The organism is Paraburkholderia unamae (assembly GCF_003268775.1).
Lineage (GTDB): Bacteria > Pseudomonadota > Gammaproteobacteria > Burkholderiales > Burkholderiaceae > Paraburkholderia > Paraburkholderia unamae.
Genome location: NZ_QLSU01000001.1, coordinates 363,625 through 381,030, shown reverse-complemented (window position 1 = coordinate 381,030; position 17,406 = coordinate 363,625). Strand labels below are relative to the sequence as shown.

Sequence of the window (17,406 nt, the reverse complement as noted above, 5' to 3'; positions counted from 1 at the left end):
GGGGAGAGCGTGGGTCCAGCCCGATTCCTGGCCAGGAATCAGGGCGAATCCCACGCTGCCTGAATTTCACGGTCGAGCTGGTCGAGATGCTGGTCGTAGGGCATCACGTTGTCGAGCGCGAGTCCCGCCGGCTTTTTGACGAGTGCGTAGAGGTAACGCCGGTCGCCGTGAAACTCCGATGCGGGGTGCATATACGGTTGCCACTCCACGCACTGCGCCGGGTAATACCCTTCGGTGCGCCAGAAATAGGGCAGGCTGCGGCGGCTGTCGAGTTCCGCGAGGAAGCTGGCGGGCGCGCCCTGTTCGACGGCGATTTCACGCACGCCGCGCAGCGATTCGTCGGTGTGGATGATGAGCAGGTAGGCGGTGCCCACGCCGTCGAACATCAGCAGTCCGTGCGGCTGGTACGAGAGATAGTGCTCGACGACGCCGAGCGAGTCGGCAATGCCCTTCACGTGCGCGGCGAGCGCATGGTCCTTGAGGAACGCATATTCGGAAACCGCGAGCGCATCGAGCACGGTGCCGCAGCAGCGGTCGAAATACGCGCGCTGCATATCGCGAATCGCGTGATTGAGCGTTTCCACGGCGTCGACTTCATGCTTGCGGATGAAACGATCGATCAGGCCTTCGTTGAAGCATTTCACGGCCAGGTGCTCGTCGGCCTTGCCGGTCAGCACGATCTTCTTGATCGACGGGTCGGCAATGCGGCGGCAGAACTCCATGCCGTTCAGTTCCGGCATGTCGTAGTCGACCACCACGACCGCAACGGACTCGAAGCGCGCCGGGTTGTGCACGAGGCTGCGGATCGCGTCGACGCGCATGGCGATGACCTGATGCGCATCGTTTTCCTCGGTGCGGTCCAGATACGGGCTGAAGATCGGCTCGGCAGCCCGGTCCTGCGCGCGGCCGTTGAGAAACTTCAGCGCCTCGGTGGGCGAACTGAACAGGCGGAACGCCAGGTCGGGGTCGAGTTGCAGGCTCAGGTTCGAAAGGAACGCGGCGCTGTCGTCGACGAACGCGACGGTGGTCGGATAGGAGAACGGCTGAATGGCTTTCGTCATGGCGCTGGGAATGTCAAAACGAACTCGGTGTATTCGCCTTTTACGGAGGAGCAGGTTATCGCTCCCCCCATCGCTTGCATGACATCGCGGCAGAATGCCAGCCCGATTCCTGCTCCGAGCGTCACGTCATCGGTGGCGGTTGTCGAAGTATAAAAGCGCGTGAAGATGTGCGGCAAGACTTCAGGGGAAATACCTGTGCCCGTATCGCTGAAAATCAGGCGATTGGACCGTTGGCCTGATTCAAGGCGAATCGAAATTTGCGCACCTTCGATGCTGCCCATATGCCGGAAGGCGTTTTTCAGCAGATTGAACAGAACGTGAACGGTTAGCATTTCGGAACCGTGAAACTGAAAATCGGGGCGCAGATTGCAGATTACGCGGCGGCGATCGCCTTCGCGAAACGGAAAGCGCGCAAGCGCCGTTTCCACGCAATGCGCGATCGAGCACTGCGTTGCGTTTTGCATGTTGCCGCCCGTGAAGCGCGCCGTGGCGAGCAGCATGTCGATGATGGCGTTCGAATGCAACGCTTCCTGTTCGATACGGCTTACCACGCCTTGCATGGAGTGCAGATGCGCCACGCGTATCTTGGGCACCGGCAAACGATTGCGCTGGGCGAGTTGATAAGTATCGAGTAGCGCGGGCAGATAGCGCATGAGACCCGCCGCACCCACGCGAATCGCCACGAGCGGGGTGCGCAATTCGTGCGCGACGCTGCCCGCCGTGGCGAGCATCGCGCGCTCCTGTTCGATTTGTATGCGGTCCTGATCGTAATTGGCCACCGCGCCGATCGCCACCGCGAACGAGAAGATCGCCAGATGCGTGAGGTAGTTCGGGCCGAGCACGACAGGGTCGGTGGTGAGGCAGTACGCGAGCACCGCGAGGCTGATGCCCACGAGGAACTGGAGCACGAGCATGAGCCAGTCGAGCAGCAGCACCATGACGAACGCCGCGATCAGCGCGCTTTCCACCCACACCTCATTGCCGTTGTTTTTGAGCAGCATGAAGGTGAAGAAGAACGGCAGCGCATAAAGCGTGGCGCAGTACCAGTACCACGGCAGCAACTTCTTGAGCGGCGCGGGCCAGCGCTCGAAGGCGAGAATCGGGACGAAAACGAGCGAGCCGATCAGGCGCAGCGTGAGATTTTCGTACGGCTGCGGAAAGAGGTCTTTCCAGACGTAGTAGTAAAGCGGAAAGCCCACGCTCGCCACGACGGCGAGCGGGCGCATGCGGCGCTTGACGTATTGCAGGTTGCGCAACGCGGGCGCGAAGGCGCGCACGAAGCGCGGGCGCATCGACGCCCAGACCCGCCGCAGTCGCGCCGAGGTTCTCGAAACGTTCATCAGGATGGAATCGCTCATCGTTCTGGCCGGCGCGTGATCCGCCCGGTCTTCTTTCGTCTCGCCTTGCTGCCCCGTTTTGTTTTTCGGCGTCGCCCAACGCCTGGCCGCGTTTCCCCGTTCTCTGGCCGGTTGGCGTGGTCGGACCCTTTCGCCGCCGCGGCAAAGAAAGACAATATCACCAAAGGATTGCAACGTTGCGGCGGGTTTGGCCCCGGAAACGCTTCGTTACCGGAATTGCAGGGGCGTGCTATGCGCAACGCATCGATTCGCGTGTTCGCCGCGTGTTTGAGGGGACGCTTGAGGGGGCGTTCGAGGGGGCGATGGCGGGGCGCCCGCGTGCGACGGGCCCCTTGCGGTTTGCGCGCGCGCCGCTCAGGCGCCAGGCTTGCGTTGGGCGGAAACGAACTGCTCGATGGCTGCGTCGAGCGGCCCGGGCGCGTCGCGATGGGGCGAGTGGCCGCCCTGCGCGAGCGCGTGAACGTGCGCATGAGGCACCGCCGCGCCGATTGCCTCCACCTGCGCCATGGTGCCGTAGTGGTCGTCGAAGGCCTGCATGGCGAGCAGCGGCGCGCGGATCGCGCCCAGTTCGCCCACGATGTTCCAGGCGCGGAACGCCGGATCGAGCCAGATGTCGTTCCAGCCGTAGAACGCGGAATCGACGTCATCGTGATAGCGCGCGAGCTTCTCGCGCAGGCCGGTGGTTTCGTACGCAACCTTCGCGGCCGCGATGCTTTCGACGGAAATGTCTTCGACGAACACGTGCGGCGCGATCGCCACCGCGCCCGCGAGCGCCTCCGGAAACGCGGCGGCGTGGAGCAGGGCGATCGAGGCGCCGTCGCTATGGCCGATGAGCCACATGCGCTTGCGTTCGGCGGCATCGACACCGAGCGCGTCGAGCAGCGCGGGCAGGACGTCGCGCGCCTGCTGCGCCATGAAATCGACGGGCCATTTCACGCTGTGTTCGCGCGGCGTGGAGCGGCCGTAGCCCGGGCGCGAGTACACGAGACCGCGCATGCCAAGGCGTGCGCAGAGCACAGCCGGCCAGTCCTTCCACATGGCGATCGAGCCGAGGCCCTCGTGCAGGAACACGGCGAGCGGCGCGTCGGCGCTAATAGCACCATCGGCACGATCGGCACCATCGGCGCCGATCCAGCGGTATTCGATGCGCAGCGCTTCGCGCGCGGCGGTGGCGGGCAGGGTGGCGAATTCGCTTTCGTTCATGGAGAGGCGGTCACGACTGAAACTGCTGGCGCAGGCGGAAGCGCTGTATTTTACCGGTCGCGGTCTTGGGCAGGTCGTCCACGAACAGGATGTCGCGCGGATACTTGTGCGGCGCGAGCCGCGTCTTGACGAACGCCTTCAGCGTTTCGGCCAGCATGTCGTGCGCGGCGTCCTGCGCCTCCTGCTTGAGCACGACGAACGCGCAGGTCTTCACGAGGCCGCCCTGATCGACGCCGATCACGGCCGCTTCGAGCACCGCGTCGTGCTGCATGAGCACCATCTCCACCTCGATGGGCGAGACGTATTGACCGCTCACCTTGAGCATGTCGTCGCTGCGGCCCGCGTACACATAGGCGCCGCCCGGCAGCCGCCGGTACTTGTCGCCGCTTCGCACCCAGTCGCCCAGAAAGGTCGCGCGCGACTTCTCGCGATTGCACCAGTACATCACGGCCGCGCTCGGCCCGCGAATATACAGGTCGCCGATCTCGCCATCGGGCACGAGGCGGCCGGTTTCGTCGCGCAGTTCGATGTCGTAGCCGGGCACGGGGCGGCCCGTGGTGCCGTATTCGACGAGGTCGGGGCGGTTGGAGAGGAAGATGTGCAGCATCTCGGTCGAGCCGAGGCCGTCGAGAATGTCGGCGCCGAAATGCTGCCTGAAGCGCTCGCCGATCTCGCGCGGCAGCGCCTCGCCCGCCGAGGCGCAAATGCGTAGCGCGACGTCGGCGCGCGCGGGCAGGTTGGGCGAGGCCATCATGCTCGCGTAGAGCGTGGGCACGCCGTAGAACACGGTCGGGCGATGCTTGACGAGCCGCGCGAACACGGCACCGGCGGTGGGCCGCTCGGCCATCAGCACCGTGGTCGCGCCCACCGAGAGCGGAAACGAGAGGCCGTTGCCAAGCCCGTACGCGAAGAACAGCTTCGCCGCTGAAAACACCACGTCGCTCTCGCGTATGCCGAGAATCGGTTTCGCGTAGGTCTCCACGGTCCAGTAGAGATTCGCGTGCGTGTGCACGGTGCCTTTGGGCTTGCCCGTCGAACCGGACGAGTAGAGCCAGAACGCGATGTCGTCGCCGTTCGTTTGCGCGGCGCGCGGCGCGGGCTCGGCGCGCGCGAGCAGGTCGGCGAGCACACGCGGCGATTCAGGCGTGCTGTTTGCGCTTTCGGCCAACGGCTGTGAGACGATTAATTCGCAGTCCTCGCATTGCGCTTCGGCAAGCGCCGCGCGCACGTTGGCCAGCACCGCGCCCGAGGCGATCACCACGCGTGCGCGGCTGTGCGTGAGCATATAGACGTAGTCGGCCGGGGTGAGCAGCGTATTGACGACCACGGGTACGATGCCCGCATGGAGCGCGCCAAGGAACGCTATCGGCAATTCGATCGTGTCGAGCATCACGAGCAGGATGCGCTCTTCCGCGTGAACGCCCAGCGCGCGCATCGCACTGGCGAAGCGGTGTGCCTGGGTTTCGAGTTCGCCGTAGCTCAGCGTGAGCGTGTCGTCGATATAGGCGGTCTTCGCGGCGCGCGCGCGATTGAGCGCGAAAAGGTGCGTGGCGAAGTTGAATAGCGCGGGTGGCGGCTCGGCGCCTCGCGCGGGGGACGCGGCCGCGGGCGTGGGCTGCGCGGGCGACGCTGTCTGGGTATCCACGATATTGTCTCCGTTCTGTGCGTCTTTATCGGCGGGCGAGGCAGTCGGGCGAGGCAGGACAACCGGCGCTTCAGGCTTGCGGCGTGAATTCGATCGCGCCCTGGGGCAGCAGATAGAGCACCAGCGCCGCGCCGTTGGCGACGGTCGGCCGATGCGCGCTGCCGGGACCGTATACGCACCAGCCGGCCGGGCGGCCGTCGAAGGTCGCGCCTTCAGTAAGCGGCATGATGAGGTCGATCTCGCCGTTCGGGTGCGTGTGGTGGGGACCGGCAATATCTTTCATGCTCACCACGTCGACGGAGAAGCCGTGCGTGGCCGGCAGCGCCTTGAAGATGCGCCCGTAGCGCAAGCCGCCCGCCTCACGGTTGCACAGCCAGCCTTGCGCCACGCCCGCCCGGCAGGCTTGCGCCAGCGCCTCGAAGGTCGGGCTGCCGTTCGGCCAGGTGGCGTTGAGCCATGCGTCGAGTGCATCATCGAGCGGACGGGCGGCGATCTGCCCGGTGACGCCTGCGACGAGGCGCTCGAAGTCTTGCGGTGACATGCGTGTCTCCCATCGTGCCCGCGTGGTGGCGGGGCGCTGCTGCAAGCCGCTATACGTCTATTTGTGGTCGGGCAATCTTTTGACGGAAAATTAGCGGTTCGCAAAATGCATGTCAAGCACTATAGTACATTTAGATGGGGTTAAGGGTCTCCGAAGATGAAGCAAACTTACATTGCCGAGCTCCCGGCGGAAGCGGCCGACGACGCGGCGCGGGCCGAGCGCGCGGAGCGCGATCCGTTCCTGACCGCCATGGGCGAGCGCGTGCGCATGCTGCGCGCGCGGCGCGGCATGACGCGCAAGACGCTGGCGGCGGAGACCGGGCTGTCGGAGCGGCATCTGGCGAATCTGGAGTCGGGCGTGGGCAACGCTTCGGTGCTGGTGCTGCGGCAGATCGCGAACACACTGAGTTGCCCGCTGGCCGAGGTGATTGGCGATGTCACGACCTCGTCGGCCGAATGGCTCCTGATCCGCGAACTGTTGCAGGGGCGCGATCCCGCCGCCTTGCAGCGCGCGCGCATCGCGCTTGCCGAGATGTTCTCGCAGGCGCCGGCCGACCCGCACCGCAACGAGCGCATCGCGCTCATCGGCCTGCGCGGCGCGGGCAAGTCCACGCTCGGGCGCATGCTCGCGCAGGAGCTGAAAGTGCCGTTCGTCGAGCTTACGCGCGTGATCGAGCAGCTTGCGGGCTGCCCGCCTTCCGAGATCCATTCGCTGTATGGCGCGAGCGCCTACCGCCGCTACGAGCACCGCGCGCTGGAGGCCGTGGTCGCCGAACACCCGCGCGCCGTGATTGCCTCGCCGGGCGGTCTCGTGTCGGAGCCCGCCACCTTCAACGTGCTGCTCGCGCACTGCTTCACGGTCTGGTTGCAGGCCACGCCCGAGGAGCACATGCGCCGCGTGGTGGCGCAAGGCGATCTGCGGCCCATGTCGGGCAACCGCGAGGCGATGGACGACCTCAAGCGCATTCTGGCCGGTCGCAGCGAGCTTTACGGCCGCGCCGACATGACGTTCGACACCAGCGAGAAGACGCTCGCGGACGCCTACCTGCAACTGCGCGACCGCCTCGCGGCGCGCCTGGGCGCGGAGGCGCCGCGCATCGACTGAGCAGCCGGGGCGAGATGGGATGGGGTTTACCCATCACCTGAAGTAAAGTGCATTAAAGTGCTTTACTTCGAATGAGTGTTGCACTATCGTTCATTAAAACGAATGTGCATCTGGAGACGCTCATGGCCGAAACCGCCGTCGCCCCGCAACGAGTCGACTACCGCACCGATCCCTCGCAGTACCGCCACTGGAAACTCGCGTTCGATGGCCCCGTCGCCACGCTCGGCATCGATATCGCCGAGGACGGCGGCATTCGCGAGGGCTACAAGCTCAAGCTCAATTCGTACGACCTGGGCGTCGATATCGAACTGCACGATGCACTTCAGCGCATCCGCTTCGAGCACCCGGAAGTGCGCACCGTCGTGCTGACCAGCCTGAAAGACCGCGTGTTCTGCTCGGGCGCGAATATCTTCATGCTCGGGCTTTCCGCTCATGCGTGGAAGGTCAACTTCTGCAAGTTCACCAACGAAACGCGCAACGGCATGGAAGATTCGTCGCGCCACTCGGGCCTGAAGTTCATTGCCGCCGTGAACGGCGCCTGCGCGGGCGGCGGCTATGAACTGGCGCTCGCGTGCGACGAGATCATGCTCGTGGACGACCGGTCGTCGTCGGTCGCGCTGCCCGAGGTGCCGCTGCTCGGCGTACTGCCGGGCACGGGCGGCCTCACGCGCCTGACCGACAAGCGCAAGGTGCGCCACGACCGCGCCGACATTTTCTGTACCCTGGTGGAAGGCATTCGCGGCGAGCGGGCCAAGGCCTGGCGCCTCGTCGATGAGGTCGTGAAGCCCAACCAGTTCGGCCCGGCCGTGCAGGCGCGCGCGCTCGAACTGGCCGCCGCGAGCGACCGCCCGGCCGGTGCGCAGGGCGTGGCGCTCATGCGCGTCGAGCGCGTGGAGCACGCCGGCGGCCTGAGCTACGCTACGGTGGAAGTGGCGATCGACCGCGCGAAGCGCACCGCCACGTTCACGGCGAAAGCGCCCGCCACGGTGCCTGCTTCGGACATCGAATCGATCGTCGCCGCCGGTGCGTCGTGGTGGCCGCTACAGTTCGCCCGCGAGCTTGACGACGCGATTCTCACCATGCGCACCAACGAGCTGGACATCGGCACGTGGATCCTGAAGACCGAAGGCGACGCGCGCACCGTGCTCGCCGCCGACGCCGCGTTGCTCGCCCACCGTGAGCACTGGTTCGTGCGCGAAACCATCGGCATGCTGCGCCGTACGCTGGCGCGCATCGACGTTTCCTCGCGCTCGCTGTTCGCGCTGATCGAGCCGGGTTCGTGCTTCGCGGGCACCTTCGCCGAGCTGGCGTTCGCCGCCGACCGCGCCTATATGGCGGCGTTGCCCGCGAACGAAGACGAGGAACCGGCGATCACGCTTTCCGAAGCGAATTTCGGCCTCTATCCGATGGTCACGCAGCAGTCCAGACTCGCGCGCCGGTTCTATGAGGAAACCGAACCCATGGACGCCGTGCGCGCGAAGATCGGCGTGGCCGTGAAGCCCGTCGAGGCCGAGCACCTTGGCCTCGTGACGGCCTCGCCCGACGATATCGACTGGCCCGACGAAATTCGTCTTGCGCTGGAAGAACGCGCGGCCATGTCGCCCGACGCGCTCACGGGTCTCGAAGCGAACCTGCGCTTCAACGGGCTGGAAACCATGGAAACGCGCATTTTCGGGCGTCTTTCCGCGTGGCAGAACTGGATCTTCAACCGGCCCAACGCCGTGGGCGAGAAGGGCGCGCTCAAGGTGTACGGCAAGGGCAGCAAGGCGCAGTTCGACGTTGCCCGCGTTTGATCGCGCCATCTGATAGCCGCAGCCACCGTATCCGCCGCATCCGTTGATGCCCGCCGCAAGGAACTCAAATGTCCACGATCAACTACAGCGAAAAGATCCCCAACAACGTCAATCTCGCCGACGATCGCGCGCTGCAACGCGCGCTGGAGCAGTGGCAGCCCAATTTTCTTTCGTGGTGGGGCGACATGGGGCCGGACGGCTCGCACGGCTACGATGTGTACCTGCGCACGGCGGTGAGCGTGGACGCGGGCGGCTGGGCGCACTTCGACCACGTGAAGATGCCCGACTACCGCTGGGGTATCTTTCTCACGCCGGGCGAGGCCGATCGCACGATTCACTTCGGCGCGCACAAGGGTGAAGCCGCATGGCAGGACGTGCCGGGCGAGCACCGCGCGAACCTGCGCCGCATCATCGTCACGCAGGGCGACACGGAACCCGCTTCGGTCGAGCAGCAGCGCCATCTCGGCTTGACCGCGCCTTCCCAGTACGACCTGCGCAACCTGTTCCAGGTGAACGTGGAGGAAGGCCGGCACCTGTGGGCGATGGTCTACCTGTTGCATCGCTACTTCGGCCGCGACGGTCGTGAGGAAGCCGAAGCATTACTGGAGCGCCGCTCGGGCGACGACGACAACCCGCGCATTCTCGGCGCGTTCAACGAGAAAACGCCCGACTGGCTGGCGTTCTACATGTTCACGTATTTCACCGACCGCGACGGCAAGTTCCAGCTTTCGGCGCTGTCCGAGTCGGGCTTCGACCCGCTCGCCCGCACCACGAAGTTCATGCTGACCGAGGAAGCGCATCACATGTTCGTGGGCGAATCAGGCATCTCGCGCGTCGTGCAACGCACCGCGCAGGTCATGAACGAGCTCAAGACCGACGACGTGAGCCGCCTGCGCGGCGCGGGCGTGATCGACCTCGAAACGATCCAGCGCTACCTGAACTTTCACTACTCGGTGACGATCGACCTGTTCGGCGCCGATCACTCGTCGAACGCCGCGATCTTCTATAGCTCGGGCCTGAAGGGCCGCTACGAGGAGACCAAACGCGACGACGACCATCGTCTCGAAGGCCAGCAATACCGGCTGCTGGACGTGCAGGAAGGCAAGCTGGTGGAGCGCGAGGTGCCGATGCTCAACGCCATGAACGAGGTGCTGCGCGACGACTACATCAAGGACTCGATCGCGGGCGTGAACCGCTGGAACAAGGTGCTGGAGAAGGCGGGCATCGACGTTCGGCTCACCGTGCCGCACAAGGCGTTCAATCGCCAGATCGGCACCTTCGCGGGCGTGCGCGTGTCGCCCGAAGGCCGCGTGATCGGCGAGGCCGAATGGGCGGCGAACGAGGCGAAATGGCTGCCCACGCCCGAGGACCGCGCGTATGTGGCCTCGCTCATGGGGCGCGTGGTCGAGCCGGGCAAGTTCGCCAACTGGATCGCGCCGCCGGCCATGGGCATCAACCGGCAGCCGGTCGACTTCGAGTACGTGCGCTTCAACTGAGGAGGCAGCCGCGCCGCGCGGCACCTGGTTCGCGCGCCGCGGCGGGAGACAAACATGAACGGTCCGGTACCCGTGGAAATTCTCAGGCAGCACCTGATCGATCCTGAAATCTGCATACGCTGCAATACGTGCGAGGAGACGTGTCCGGTCGACGCGATCACGCACGACGGCAACAACTATGTGGTGAAGGCCGATACCTGCAACGCCTGCATGGCCTGCGTGCCGCCGTGCCCGACCGGCGCGATCGACAACTGGCGCAACGTGCTGAAGGCCGAGGTGTACGGCACGGACGAGCAGTTCACGTGGGACGAGTTGCCCGCGCAGAATCCTTCGGTGGGTGCGCCGGTGCAAGCGCCACCTCAGAGCGGCGGCGCGGCCCAGGCCGCCGCCGGCTCCTCGCGCGATCTTGCATCAGACGCCGCGCCCGAAGCCGCCGACGCGCCCATCGCGGGCTCCGATATGGTGCGCGGCTCGACGCTGCCGCCGTGGTCGGCGGCGCGGCCCTACGTTCACCTGTACACGCACAAGGCGCCCACCACGGCGACCGTGGTGGGCAACTATCGCCTCACCGACGACGCCACCGAAAGCGATATTCATCACATCGTGCTCGACTTTGGCGTGATGCCGTTCCCGGTGCTGGAAGGCCAGTCGATCGGCATCCTGCCGCCTGGCGCGAACGCCGAGGGACGCGTTCACCATGCGCGCCAGTATTCGATCGCCAGCCCGCGCGACGGCGAGCGCCCCGGCTACAACAACGTCTCGCTCACGGTGAAGCGCGTGACGCGCGACCACAGCGGCAACGCCACCGACGGCGTGTGCTCGAATTACCTGTGCGACCTGAAAAAGGGCGACGTGGTGACGGTGATCGGCCCGTTCGGCAATACCTTCCTCATGCCGAACCATCCGAACTCGCACCTGCTGATGATCTGCACGGGCACCGGCTCGGCACCCATGCGCGCGATGACCGAATATCGCCGCCGCCGCCGGCTCAAGGGCGCCACCGGCAAGCTCATGCTGTTTTTCGGCGCGCGCACCCAGCAGGAGTTGCCATACTTCGGACCGCTGATGAATCTGCCGAAGGATTTCATCGACACGAACCTGGCCTTTTCGCGCACGCCGGGCCAGCCGAGGCGCTACGTGCAGGACGCGATGCGCGAGCGCGCCGTCGACGTCGCGCAACTGCTCAAGGACGGCAACACGCATATCTACGTTTGCGGGCTCAAGGGCATGGAAGACGGCGTGCTGCAAGCGCTCCAGGAGATAGCCGGCAAGCACGGCATGGACTGGGAGGCGCTGTGGGAGCGGCTCAAGCGCGAAGGGCGACTGCACCTGGAGACGTATTGAAACCTCGGCGGGCTGTTGCACTTCAGGCGCTTTAAGCACGATCGTTCGAAAAACGGTACGATGGCGAACCGGCGCGTTGCTGCGCCGCGATTGCACCATTTGACCCGCGCGCGCAGACGCGCGACCTTTCGACAGAGACCGCCGCCATGAACCTCGTAGAAGAATTGCCCGCCGGCCTGACCGGCCTGGAACAGTTGCAGCGCATGTTGCAGGGCGGGCGCGGCCCGTCCATCGGCGACACGCTCGGCTTCGAGCTTGCCGAGGTGGAAGAGGGCCGCGTCGTGTTCGAGGCCACGCCCGGCTTTCACGTGTACAACCCCATTGGCACCGTGCACGGCGGATATGCCGCCACGTTGCTCGACTCCGCCTGCGGCTGCGCCGCGCATTCGCGCCTCGGCCCCAATCAGGGCTACACCACGCTGGAGCTGAAGGTGTCCTATCACCGGCCCATGACGGCCCATACGGGCCTCGTGCGCGCCGAAGGACGCGTGCTCAGCATCGGGCGGCGCGCAGCCTTCACGGAAGCCAGCATCACCGACGCGCAGGGCAAGCTTTACGCCTCGGCTACGTCCACTTTGCTCGTGTTCGAACGCTGAGGTTTTCGGCGTGCATGCTTGCTCGCGCATGGGGCGCTTCGCGATCTTCCGCGAGAAGCTGCCCCAGCCGTTGCCGGACGCTACCGGACGCATACGCGGGCCAGGGCGGCCCTAAATCACCGCGTGCGCCTTGTCCTCGATGAGACGCACGAGCGTTTGCAGCAGCCTGTTCGCGGGCGTGGGCACGCCCAGCGCCGCGCCGCGTTGCACGACATAGCCGTTGAGGTGATCGATTTCGCTGCGCTTGCCGCGCGCGAGATCCTGTGCCGTCGACGAATACTGGCCGGGCATGGTCTGCGCGATGTGGCTCACGGCGCCGTCCACGCCGGGCGGCAGGGTCACGCCGTCCGCTTGCGCGACCGCCACGCATTCGGCCACGATGTCGCTCATCGCGTCGCTCACGCCCGCGCCTTGCACGAGCCGCCCGTAAGGGAGTTGCGTGATGGCCGACAGCGCGTTGTACGCGCAGTTCACGATCAGCTTGGCCCACAGCGCGCCGCGCACATTGGGCGAGATTTCCGTGGGCACGCCCGCTGCGATGAGCGCACGCGCGGCGGTTTCGCTCGCGCGCGCCGGCTCGATCACGAGTTCGCCGCGCCCGTGGTGGCGTACGTGGCCCGGACCGGCCATTTCGGTGGCGACATAGACCACGGCGGCGGCCACGTCCTGCGTAATCACGCCGCGCAGGCGCTCCGCGTTGTCCACGCCGTTCTGGAGCGTGAGCACGAGCGTGTGCTCGCCGAGATGCGGCTTGATCGAAGCGCCCGCGCTTTCGGTGTCGGTCGATTTCACGCAGAACAGCACGAGGTCCGCGCCCGCGACAGCGGCCGCCTCGGTGCTGGCCGTGAGGCGCGGCGCGCCAATGCGCTCGTCGAACTGCTGCGCTTCGAAACGCAGCCCGTCGCGTGCGATGGACTCGACGTGCTGCGGTCGGCCGATCAAGACCACATCGTGTCCCGCGCGCGCGAGCATGCCGCCGTAAAAGCAGCCCACCGCGCCCGCGCCCATGACAGCAACTTTCATTTGCGTTTCTCCTCTGGAGCGTGCGTACTTCGCATTCGTCGAGCGGCGCGGCGGATCATGCAACCCGCGCGCGCCTGGCCATCGTATGGTGCGTTCAGCGCAGCTCGAAGCCGAGCGCGTTGAGCGCGTCACGCAGGCGGTCGCGGCCGTGCAGCGACTCGCGGCTGCGCCAGCGCGCGAGCGAGCGCGAGGTCCAGCCCGCCGCGCTCAAGCCCTGGGTGGTCTGGAAGCCGCCCATTACTTCGTCGTACTGGGCAATTTCGGCCACTTGCGAGGGCGCATCGTACTGCTCGCGATGGAGCACGACCGCCTGCGGCAGACGCGGCTTCACCTGCGCGGGCTGCGTTTCGTCGGGGTAGCCCACGCACAGGCCGAACACGGGCAGCACGCGCGGCGGCAGGCCAAGTTCGGCGGCCACCTGCTCGGGCTGATTGCGGATGCCGCCGATATAAACGGCGCTCATGCCGAGCGATTCGAGCGCGACCACAGCATTTTGCGCAGCGAGCGCGGCATCGATCACGCCGACGAACAGCGTTTCGATGTAGTGCAGTCCTTCGACGCTCGCACTGTTGCGCGCGCCGGCGGCTTCGAGGCGCGCGAGGTCGGCGAGCCACACGAGAAAGAGCGGCGCTTCGCGAACGTGCGACTGACCGCCCGCGAGTTCGGCAAGGCGTGCCTTGCGTGCGGGGTTTTCGACGGCAACCACGCTCCACGTTTGCAGATTCGACGAGGTGGAAGCCGATTGCGCGGCGGCGATCAGCGTTTCCAGCGTGCCCGCGGGCAGCGGGCGGTCCGCGTAATTGCGCACCGAACGATGCGCGAGCAGCGTATCGAGCGTTTCGTTCCAGGCCGGCAGCGGGGTGGACCAGGGCGTGCCATAGCGTGCTTCGAGGGCGCGTGCGGCTTCGACGATATCGGCATGTTCGGGCGCGGTGACGGTGGACATCGGGGTTCTTCTCCGGCGAATGACTGTGAATCGGGGCGCGCTTGCAAGCGCTTTTGAGTTGTTCCCTGCATGGGGCTGCATGGATGCGCAAGCGCCGTATGGTACATGGCTCGCGCGATTGGCGCTTCGGCAAACTTTGGGCATGGCCGCTATCGTCCGGATTTGCGCCCGCGCGCCAGCCGGTTTCGCGCGCGGGTGCCTTCCACCGCGCCGTTCGGCCTTTGCGCGCTCACACGCGCCGTATTGCCCGGTATGCGCGCGCGCCGCAAGGGCCACGTGATCAATATCACAACGGTGGCGGGGCTCGCGGGCTTTCCGGGGTCCGGGCTATTACGCGGCCTCGAACAGAGACGTAGAGGGCTTGCGGAAGTGGCGCACGCCCGCCGGCGGACCCGTTGGCCGGACTCGACCCGTTGCGGACGATCTCGATAAACGGGCGAGTGTTCGTTATTGGCGAAAATCCGCTCTCTTGTGACCTCGGCTATCGACTAATGTCGTGAGAGCGAGGGCTCCCGCGCATTGCGCGGCCATTCAACCCGGCACCATGCTAAGATTCAAGCTCGCTTGGAGCTCCCATCGCGGCTCCTTTAAGCGGCCTTCGCAGCGGCCTACCGCCACTTCCCCCGCTGCTTCTCGAGCGTTACCGCGCCTCCCTTTACGCCCCACGAAAAGCATCCATGCACCGATTCGCATGGCGCTTTATCGCGGCTGACGACGTCTGATGCACTGGTAGGGTATCGACGATGAAGGATCTTGATTGCGCGCCATGCCAACATCATCACTCTCGAACCGCCCGGATCAATCTTTGCGTCGTGTGTTTTCAATCCTGGCGATTATTGCCGGGACGGCCATTGCAAATATCTACTACAACCAACCTTTGCTTGAGAGCATTCAGCGGTCCTTTCCCGGTTACGCTTCGTGGACAGGTGCCGTGCCTGCTGCGACCCAGATCGGTTTCGCAACCGGGATGCTGCTATTCGCTCCGTTGGGCGACAAACTCGATCGACGCCGCTTAATCGAGTGGCAGACAGCGGGGGTTTGTATTTCACTGCTCATTGCCGCCTTAGCCCCGACGTTGTTGACTCTGATCGGTGCGAGTTTCCTGCTGGGTGTCTTTGCCACGTTGGCACAGCAGGCGGGGCCCTTTGCTGCCGAAGTTGCACATCCAGCCCGCCGTGGACAGGCCGTTGGGACGGTGATGAGTGGACTGCTGATAGGCATTTTGCTCGCGCGCACAGTGTCAGGCTCTATCGGCCAGTATCTGGGCTGGAGAGCTGTGTTTGGGGCTGCGATCGTAGCGATGGCCGCATTGGCGATCGTGGTCCGCCATGCGCTGCCCGCAAGCCAGCCCACCTCCGCGTTGCCGTATGGCAAGCTGGTGGCTTCGCTTTGGGATCTTGCCGTGGAATTGCGTGGCTTGAGGGAAGCGGCCCTGATCGGAGCGAGCCTGTTCGCGGCATTCAGCCTGTTCTGGTCGACGCTTGCGCTGCTCCTGGCCGACGCCCCCTTTCATCTCGGTTCCCAGAGTGCGGGGTTGTTTGGCATTGTCGGTCTGGTCGGTGCACTTGCTGCCCCGTGGGCTGGAAAGCTCGCTGATCGGCGCGGGCCGCGTACGGCCATATGGCTCGCCATTCTTCTCATTGCGACTTCGTTCTTGATTCTGCTGGCGTGTGCGTCAAGTCTGACTGGATTGACGATTGGCGTGATCGTACTCGACGCCGGCCTTCAGGTGATGCAAACGCCAAATCAATCGCGTGTTTTCGCGCTAAAACCAGAAGCGCGCAGTCGCCTCAATACCGTGTACATGGTCTGCTACTTCAGCGGCGGAGCGCTCGGGTCAGCGGTCGGCGCGTATGCATGGCCTCGATTTCATTGGGTCGGAGTGTGTGTGGCGGGGATAGCATTCACGGCGTTTGCGGCAATCATCCATGTTCGCTCCGGTAGTCCGGGTAGGTGAACACAGGAGGACGTCATCACGACTCCAGGCGCTGGGCCGAACGCCAAAACCCGGACGCCGAAATTCCGAAGTGCTTTTTGAAGGCCACGGCGTGGGCGCTTTGGCTTTCATATCCGCTGCTCAGATCAACCTGCGTGATCGGCGCACCTTGGAGAACGAGCGTGATGGACCCCATCAGACGCATCTGCTGACGCCATCGTCCGAATGTCGGCCCGATACCTTTCCATTCGGAGACTATCGACCCGCCCGATTCGTGCGCAACTGTGCGACCCGACGCATGAGTTTGACGACGTGACGGTGCGATGCCCGACCGCCCGGCTCGACGACGGTCTGCCATGCGGACGATGACGGACGTGCGCGCTCGGAAATGCATCGTCTGATTGTGGCCGGTTCGAGCCAGCCCCTGTAGCGGTCGCCAGGTAGTTGATTGCCTGAACCGCTGACCGGAAGGCCTTACCCAGTAAGGCTTTCGCGATTCGCGCGGCGATTTATACAGGTAAATGGCATTTAACAGAGGCGTAGAGGGCGCGTGGAAGGGGGGCACGCCCGTGGGCAAGGCCGTTGGCCGGACCCGTGCCGCAAGGGACACTTGCCGTCCCGGATACCGGTCATTCGCAACGGCACGGGCCAACGATCTCGCACCGCATGCTGTCCATGACAAAAGCCTCGCCATCTTTCAAGGTCCTGTATGGCATTTGGTGGCGCTCATAGAATGCGACCTCCTCACCGACGGCCTCCGACTCGGGATGATCGGATTGAAAGTGCACGACGAGGGAAAACGGCAAGATTCCAAGTCCGTCCCAGACCACTGCCGGATCGTATCCCGGAGGAACTTCGGTGGGGTCGCTGACGTGATCGAGTGCACGCAGCGTGCTCGACGCAACGACCGCCGCTGCACTGAATCCCGAGTAGACGATTCTGTCACGTTCGAGCAATTCCGCTATCACGACATCGAATCCGCTCTGCTTCATCGCCCTGCGAAGTATGAATGCGTTCCCACCGTTGACCCATACCGCGTCGAACTGCTCGAGTGTCTCATCCAGGCGATCGGTTGTTCCGAAGAACTGCCGAAGATCAAGTTCCTGCACCGTAAAGCCAAGTGCTCGAAGTTTGATTGTCTGACTCTCCAGCCATTGGGCGCGCGCCGCTTCGCGATGGTCAAGTGCGTTGACGACAATTGCCGCTCGCAATTGACCGCCGACCAGGCCGACGAGTTGTTCTGGTCTGGCGCCCACATCGAAGGAAGAAAGGTACATGCGCACAGCGAAGTCTCCGGCGAATTCAAAGTGTTTTGGGATTGTCGACGAAATGGAATCCATCGTCGGATGGGACTTGCTCG

15 protein-coding genes are annotated in these 17,406 nt (G+C 65.0%); 6 read left to right on the top strand and 9 right to left on the bottom strand.

What is annotated here, in order from left to right; all coding sequences use genetic code 11:
- Positions 1-38 precede the first annotated feature (38 nt).
- The 5 genes from C7401_RS01545 to C7401_RS01525 all read right to left on the bottom strand — a co-directional run bounded on the left by C7401_RS01545 (position 39) and on the right by C7401_RS01525 (position 5,808).
- On the bottom strand, positions 39-1,061 hold the full coding sequence (locus tag C7401_RS01545; protein ID WP_112169568.1) for a response regulator: 1,023 nt from the start codon (positions 1,059-1,061) through the stop codon (positions 39-41).
- A complete protein-coding gene (locus C7401_RS01540) occupies positions 1,058-2,419 on the bottom strand; it encodes a sensor histidine kinase (RefSeq protein WP_224039285.1) in 1,362 nt (453 codons plus the stop codon). Before C7401_RS01540 ends, C7401_RS01545 begins: the two co-directional genes overlap by 4 nt.
- A 354-nt stretch (positions 2,420-2,773) precedes the next feature.
- The gene (locus tag C7401_RS01535; RefSeq protein WP_112169566.1) at positions 2,774-3,622 is read right to left on the bottom strand and encodes an alpha/beta fold hydrolase; all 849 of its coding nucleotides are present in this window, start codon (positions 3,620-3,622) and stop codon (positions 2,774-2,776) included.
- Between the two features lie 10 nt (positions 3,623-3,632).
- Positions 3,633-5,267, bottom strand: a complete 1,635-nt coding sequence (locus tag C7401_RS01530; protein WP_112169564.1) for a benzoate-CoA ligase family protein — start codon at positions 5,265-5,267, stop codon at positions 3,633-3,635.
- 70 nt (positions 5,268-5,337) lie between these two features.
- Complete coding sequence (locus C7401_RS01525; RefSeq protein WP_112169562.1) at positions 5,338-5,808, bottom strand: DUF4863 family protein; 471 nt, start codon at positions 5,806-5,808, stop codon at positions 5,338-5,340.
- A 156-nt stretch (positions 5,809-5,964) separates the two neighbouring features.
- Here C7401_RS01525 and C7401_RS01520 point away from each other — a divergent pair, with 156 nt between their 5' ends.
- The 5 genes from C7401_RS01520 (at position 5,965) to C7401_RS01500 (ending at position 12,141) form a co-directional block, all read left to right on the top strand.
- Entirely contained in the window at positions 5,965-6,912 is a 948-nt protein-coding gene (locus C7401_RS01520; RefSeq protein WP_112169560.1) for a helix-turn-helix transcriptional regulator, read from the top strand.
- 122 nt (positions 6,913-7,034) lie between these two features.
- The gene (boxC, locus tag C7401_RS01515) at positions 7,035-8,705 is read left to right on the top strand and encodes a 2,3-epoxybenzoyl-CoA dihydrolase (RefSeq protein ID WP_112169558.1); all 1,671 of its coding nucleotides are present in this window, start codon (positions 7,035-7,037) and stop codon (positions 8,703-8,705) included.
- A 68-nt stretch (positions 8,706-8,773) separates the two neighbouring features.
- On the top strand, positions 8,774-10,201 hold the full coding sequence (boxB, locus tag C7401_RS01510) for a benzoyl-CoA 2,3-epoxidase subunit BoxB (protein ID WP_112169556.1): 1,428 nt from the start codon (positions 8,774-8,776) through the stop codon (positions 10,199-10,201).
- A gap of 54 nt (positions 10,202-10,255) precedes the next feature.
- The gene (gene boxA / locus C7401_RS01505; protein WP_112169554.1) at positions 10,256-11,545 is read left to right on the top strand and encodes a benzoyl-CoA 2,3-epoxidase subunit BoxA; all 1,290 of its coding nucleotides are present in this window, start codon (positions 10,256-10,258) and stop codon (positions 11,543-11,545) included.
- Between the two features lie 146 nt (positions 11,546-11,691).
- Entirely contained in the window at positions 11,692-12,141 is a 450-nt protein-coding gene (locus tag C7401_RS01500; RefSeq protein WP_112169552.1) for a PaaI family thioesterase, read from the top strand.
- Positions 12,142-12,252: 111 nt separating this feature from the next.
- Here the strand turns inward: C7401_RS01500 and C7401_RS01495 are convergent, their stop codons facing one another.
- Complete coding sequence (locus C7401_RS01495; RefSeq protein WP_112169550.1) at positions 12,253-13,164, bottom strand: ketopantoate reductase family protein; 912 nt, start codon at positions 13,162-13,164, stop codon at positions 12,253-12,255.
- A gap of 94 nt (positions 13,165-13,258) precedes the next feature.
- Entirely contained in the window at positions 13,259-14,110 is an 852-nt protein-coding gene (locus C7401_RS01490; protein ID WP_112169548.1) for an NADPH-dependent oxidoreductase, read from the bottom strand.
- A gap of 766 nt (positions 14,111-14,876) precedes the next feature.
- Here C7401_RS01490 and C7401_RS01480 point away from each other — a divergent pair.
- Positions 14,877-16,067, top strand: coding sequence for an MFS transporter (locus C7401_RS01480; protein WP_112169545.1), 1,191 nt, complete (start codon positions 14,877-14,879; stop codon positions 16,065-16,067).
- 16 nt (positions 16,068-16,083) lie between these two features.
- On the opposite strand, the gene C7401_RS46065 is transcribed toward C7401_RS01480, so the two are convergent.
- Together C7401_RS46065 and C7401_RS01470 are read right to left on the bottom strand one after the other, a co-directional pair.
- A complete protein-coding gene (locus C7401_RS46065) occupies positions 16,084-16,404 on the bottom strand; it encodes a helix-turn-helix domain-containing protein (RefSeq protein WP_373864415.1) in 321 nt (106 codons plus the stop codon).
- 271 nt (positions 16,405-16,675) lie between these two features.
- Positions 16,676-17,386 (bottom strand): Type 1 glutamine amidotransferase-like domain-containing protein, encoded by a 711-nt coding sequence (locus C7401_RS01470; RefSeq protein WP_258396793.1) that lies wholly within the window; start codon positions 17,384-17,386, stop codon positions 16,676-16,678.
- Positions 17,387-17,406 lie beyond the last annotated feature (20 nt).

Excerpts from the sequence above, each read along its gene's own strand:
- C7401_RS01545 (WP_112169568.1), bottom strand. The coding sequence starts at position 1,061 with ATGACGAAAGCCATTCAGCCGTTCTCCTATCCGACCACCGTCGCGTTC.
- C7401_RS01540 (WP_224039285.1), bottom strand. The coding sequence starts at position 2,419 with ATGAGCGATTCCATCCTGATGAACGTTTCGAGAACCTCGGCGCGACTG.
- C7401_RS01535 (WP_112169566.1), bottom strand. The coding sequence starts at position 3,622 with ATGAACGAAAGCGAATTCGCCACCCTGCCCGCCACCGCCGCGCGCGAA.
- C7401_RS01525 (WP_112169562.1), bottom strand. The coding sequence starts at position 5,808 with ATGTCACCGCAAGACTTCGAGCGCCTCGTCGCAGGCGTCACCGGGCAG.
- C7401_RS01520 (WP_112169560.1), top strand. The coding sequence starts at position 5,965 with ATGAAGCAAACTTACATTGCCGAGCTCCCGGCGGAAGCGGCCGACGAC.
- boxC (WP_112169558.1), top strand. The coding sequence starts at position 7,035 with ATGGCCGAAACCGCCGTCGCCCCGCAACGAGTCGACTACCGCACCGAT.
- boxB (WP_112169556.1), top strand. The coding sequence starts at position 8,774 with ATGTCCACGATCAACTACAGCGAAAAGATCCCCAACAACGTCAATCTC.
- boxA (WP_112169554.1), top strand. The coding sequence starts at position 10,256 with ATGAACGGTCCGGTACCCGTGGAAATTCTCAGGCAGCACCTGATCGAT.
- C7401_RS01500 (WP_112169552.1), top strand. The coding sequence starts at position 11,692 with ATGAACCTCGTAGAAGAATTGCCCGCCGGCCTGACCGGCCTGGAACAG.
- C7401_RS01495 (WP_112169550.1), bottom strand. The coding sequence starts at position 13,164 with ATGAAAGTTGCTGTCATGGGCGCGGGCGCGGTGGGCTGCTTTTACGGC.
- C7401_RS01490 (WP_112169548.1), bottom strand. The coding sequence starts at position 14,110 with ATGTCCACCGTCACCGCGCCCGAACATGCCGATATCGTCGAAGCCGCA.
- C7401_RS01480 (WP_112169545.1), top strand. The coding sequence starts at position 14,877 with ATGCCAACATCATCACTCTCGAACCGCCCGGATCAATCTTTGCGTCGT.
- C7401_RS46065 (WP_373864415.1), bottom strand. The coding sequence starts at position 16,404 with ATGGCAGACCGTCGTCGAGCCGGGCGGTCGGGCATCGCACCGTCACGT.
- C7401_RS01470 (WP_258396793.1), bottom strand. The coding sequence starts at position 17,386 with ATGGATTCCATTTCGTCGACAATCCCAAAACACTTTGAATTCGCCGGA.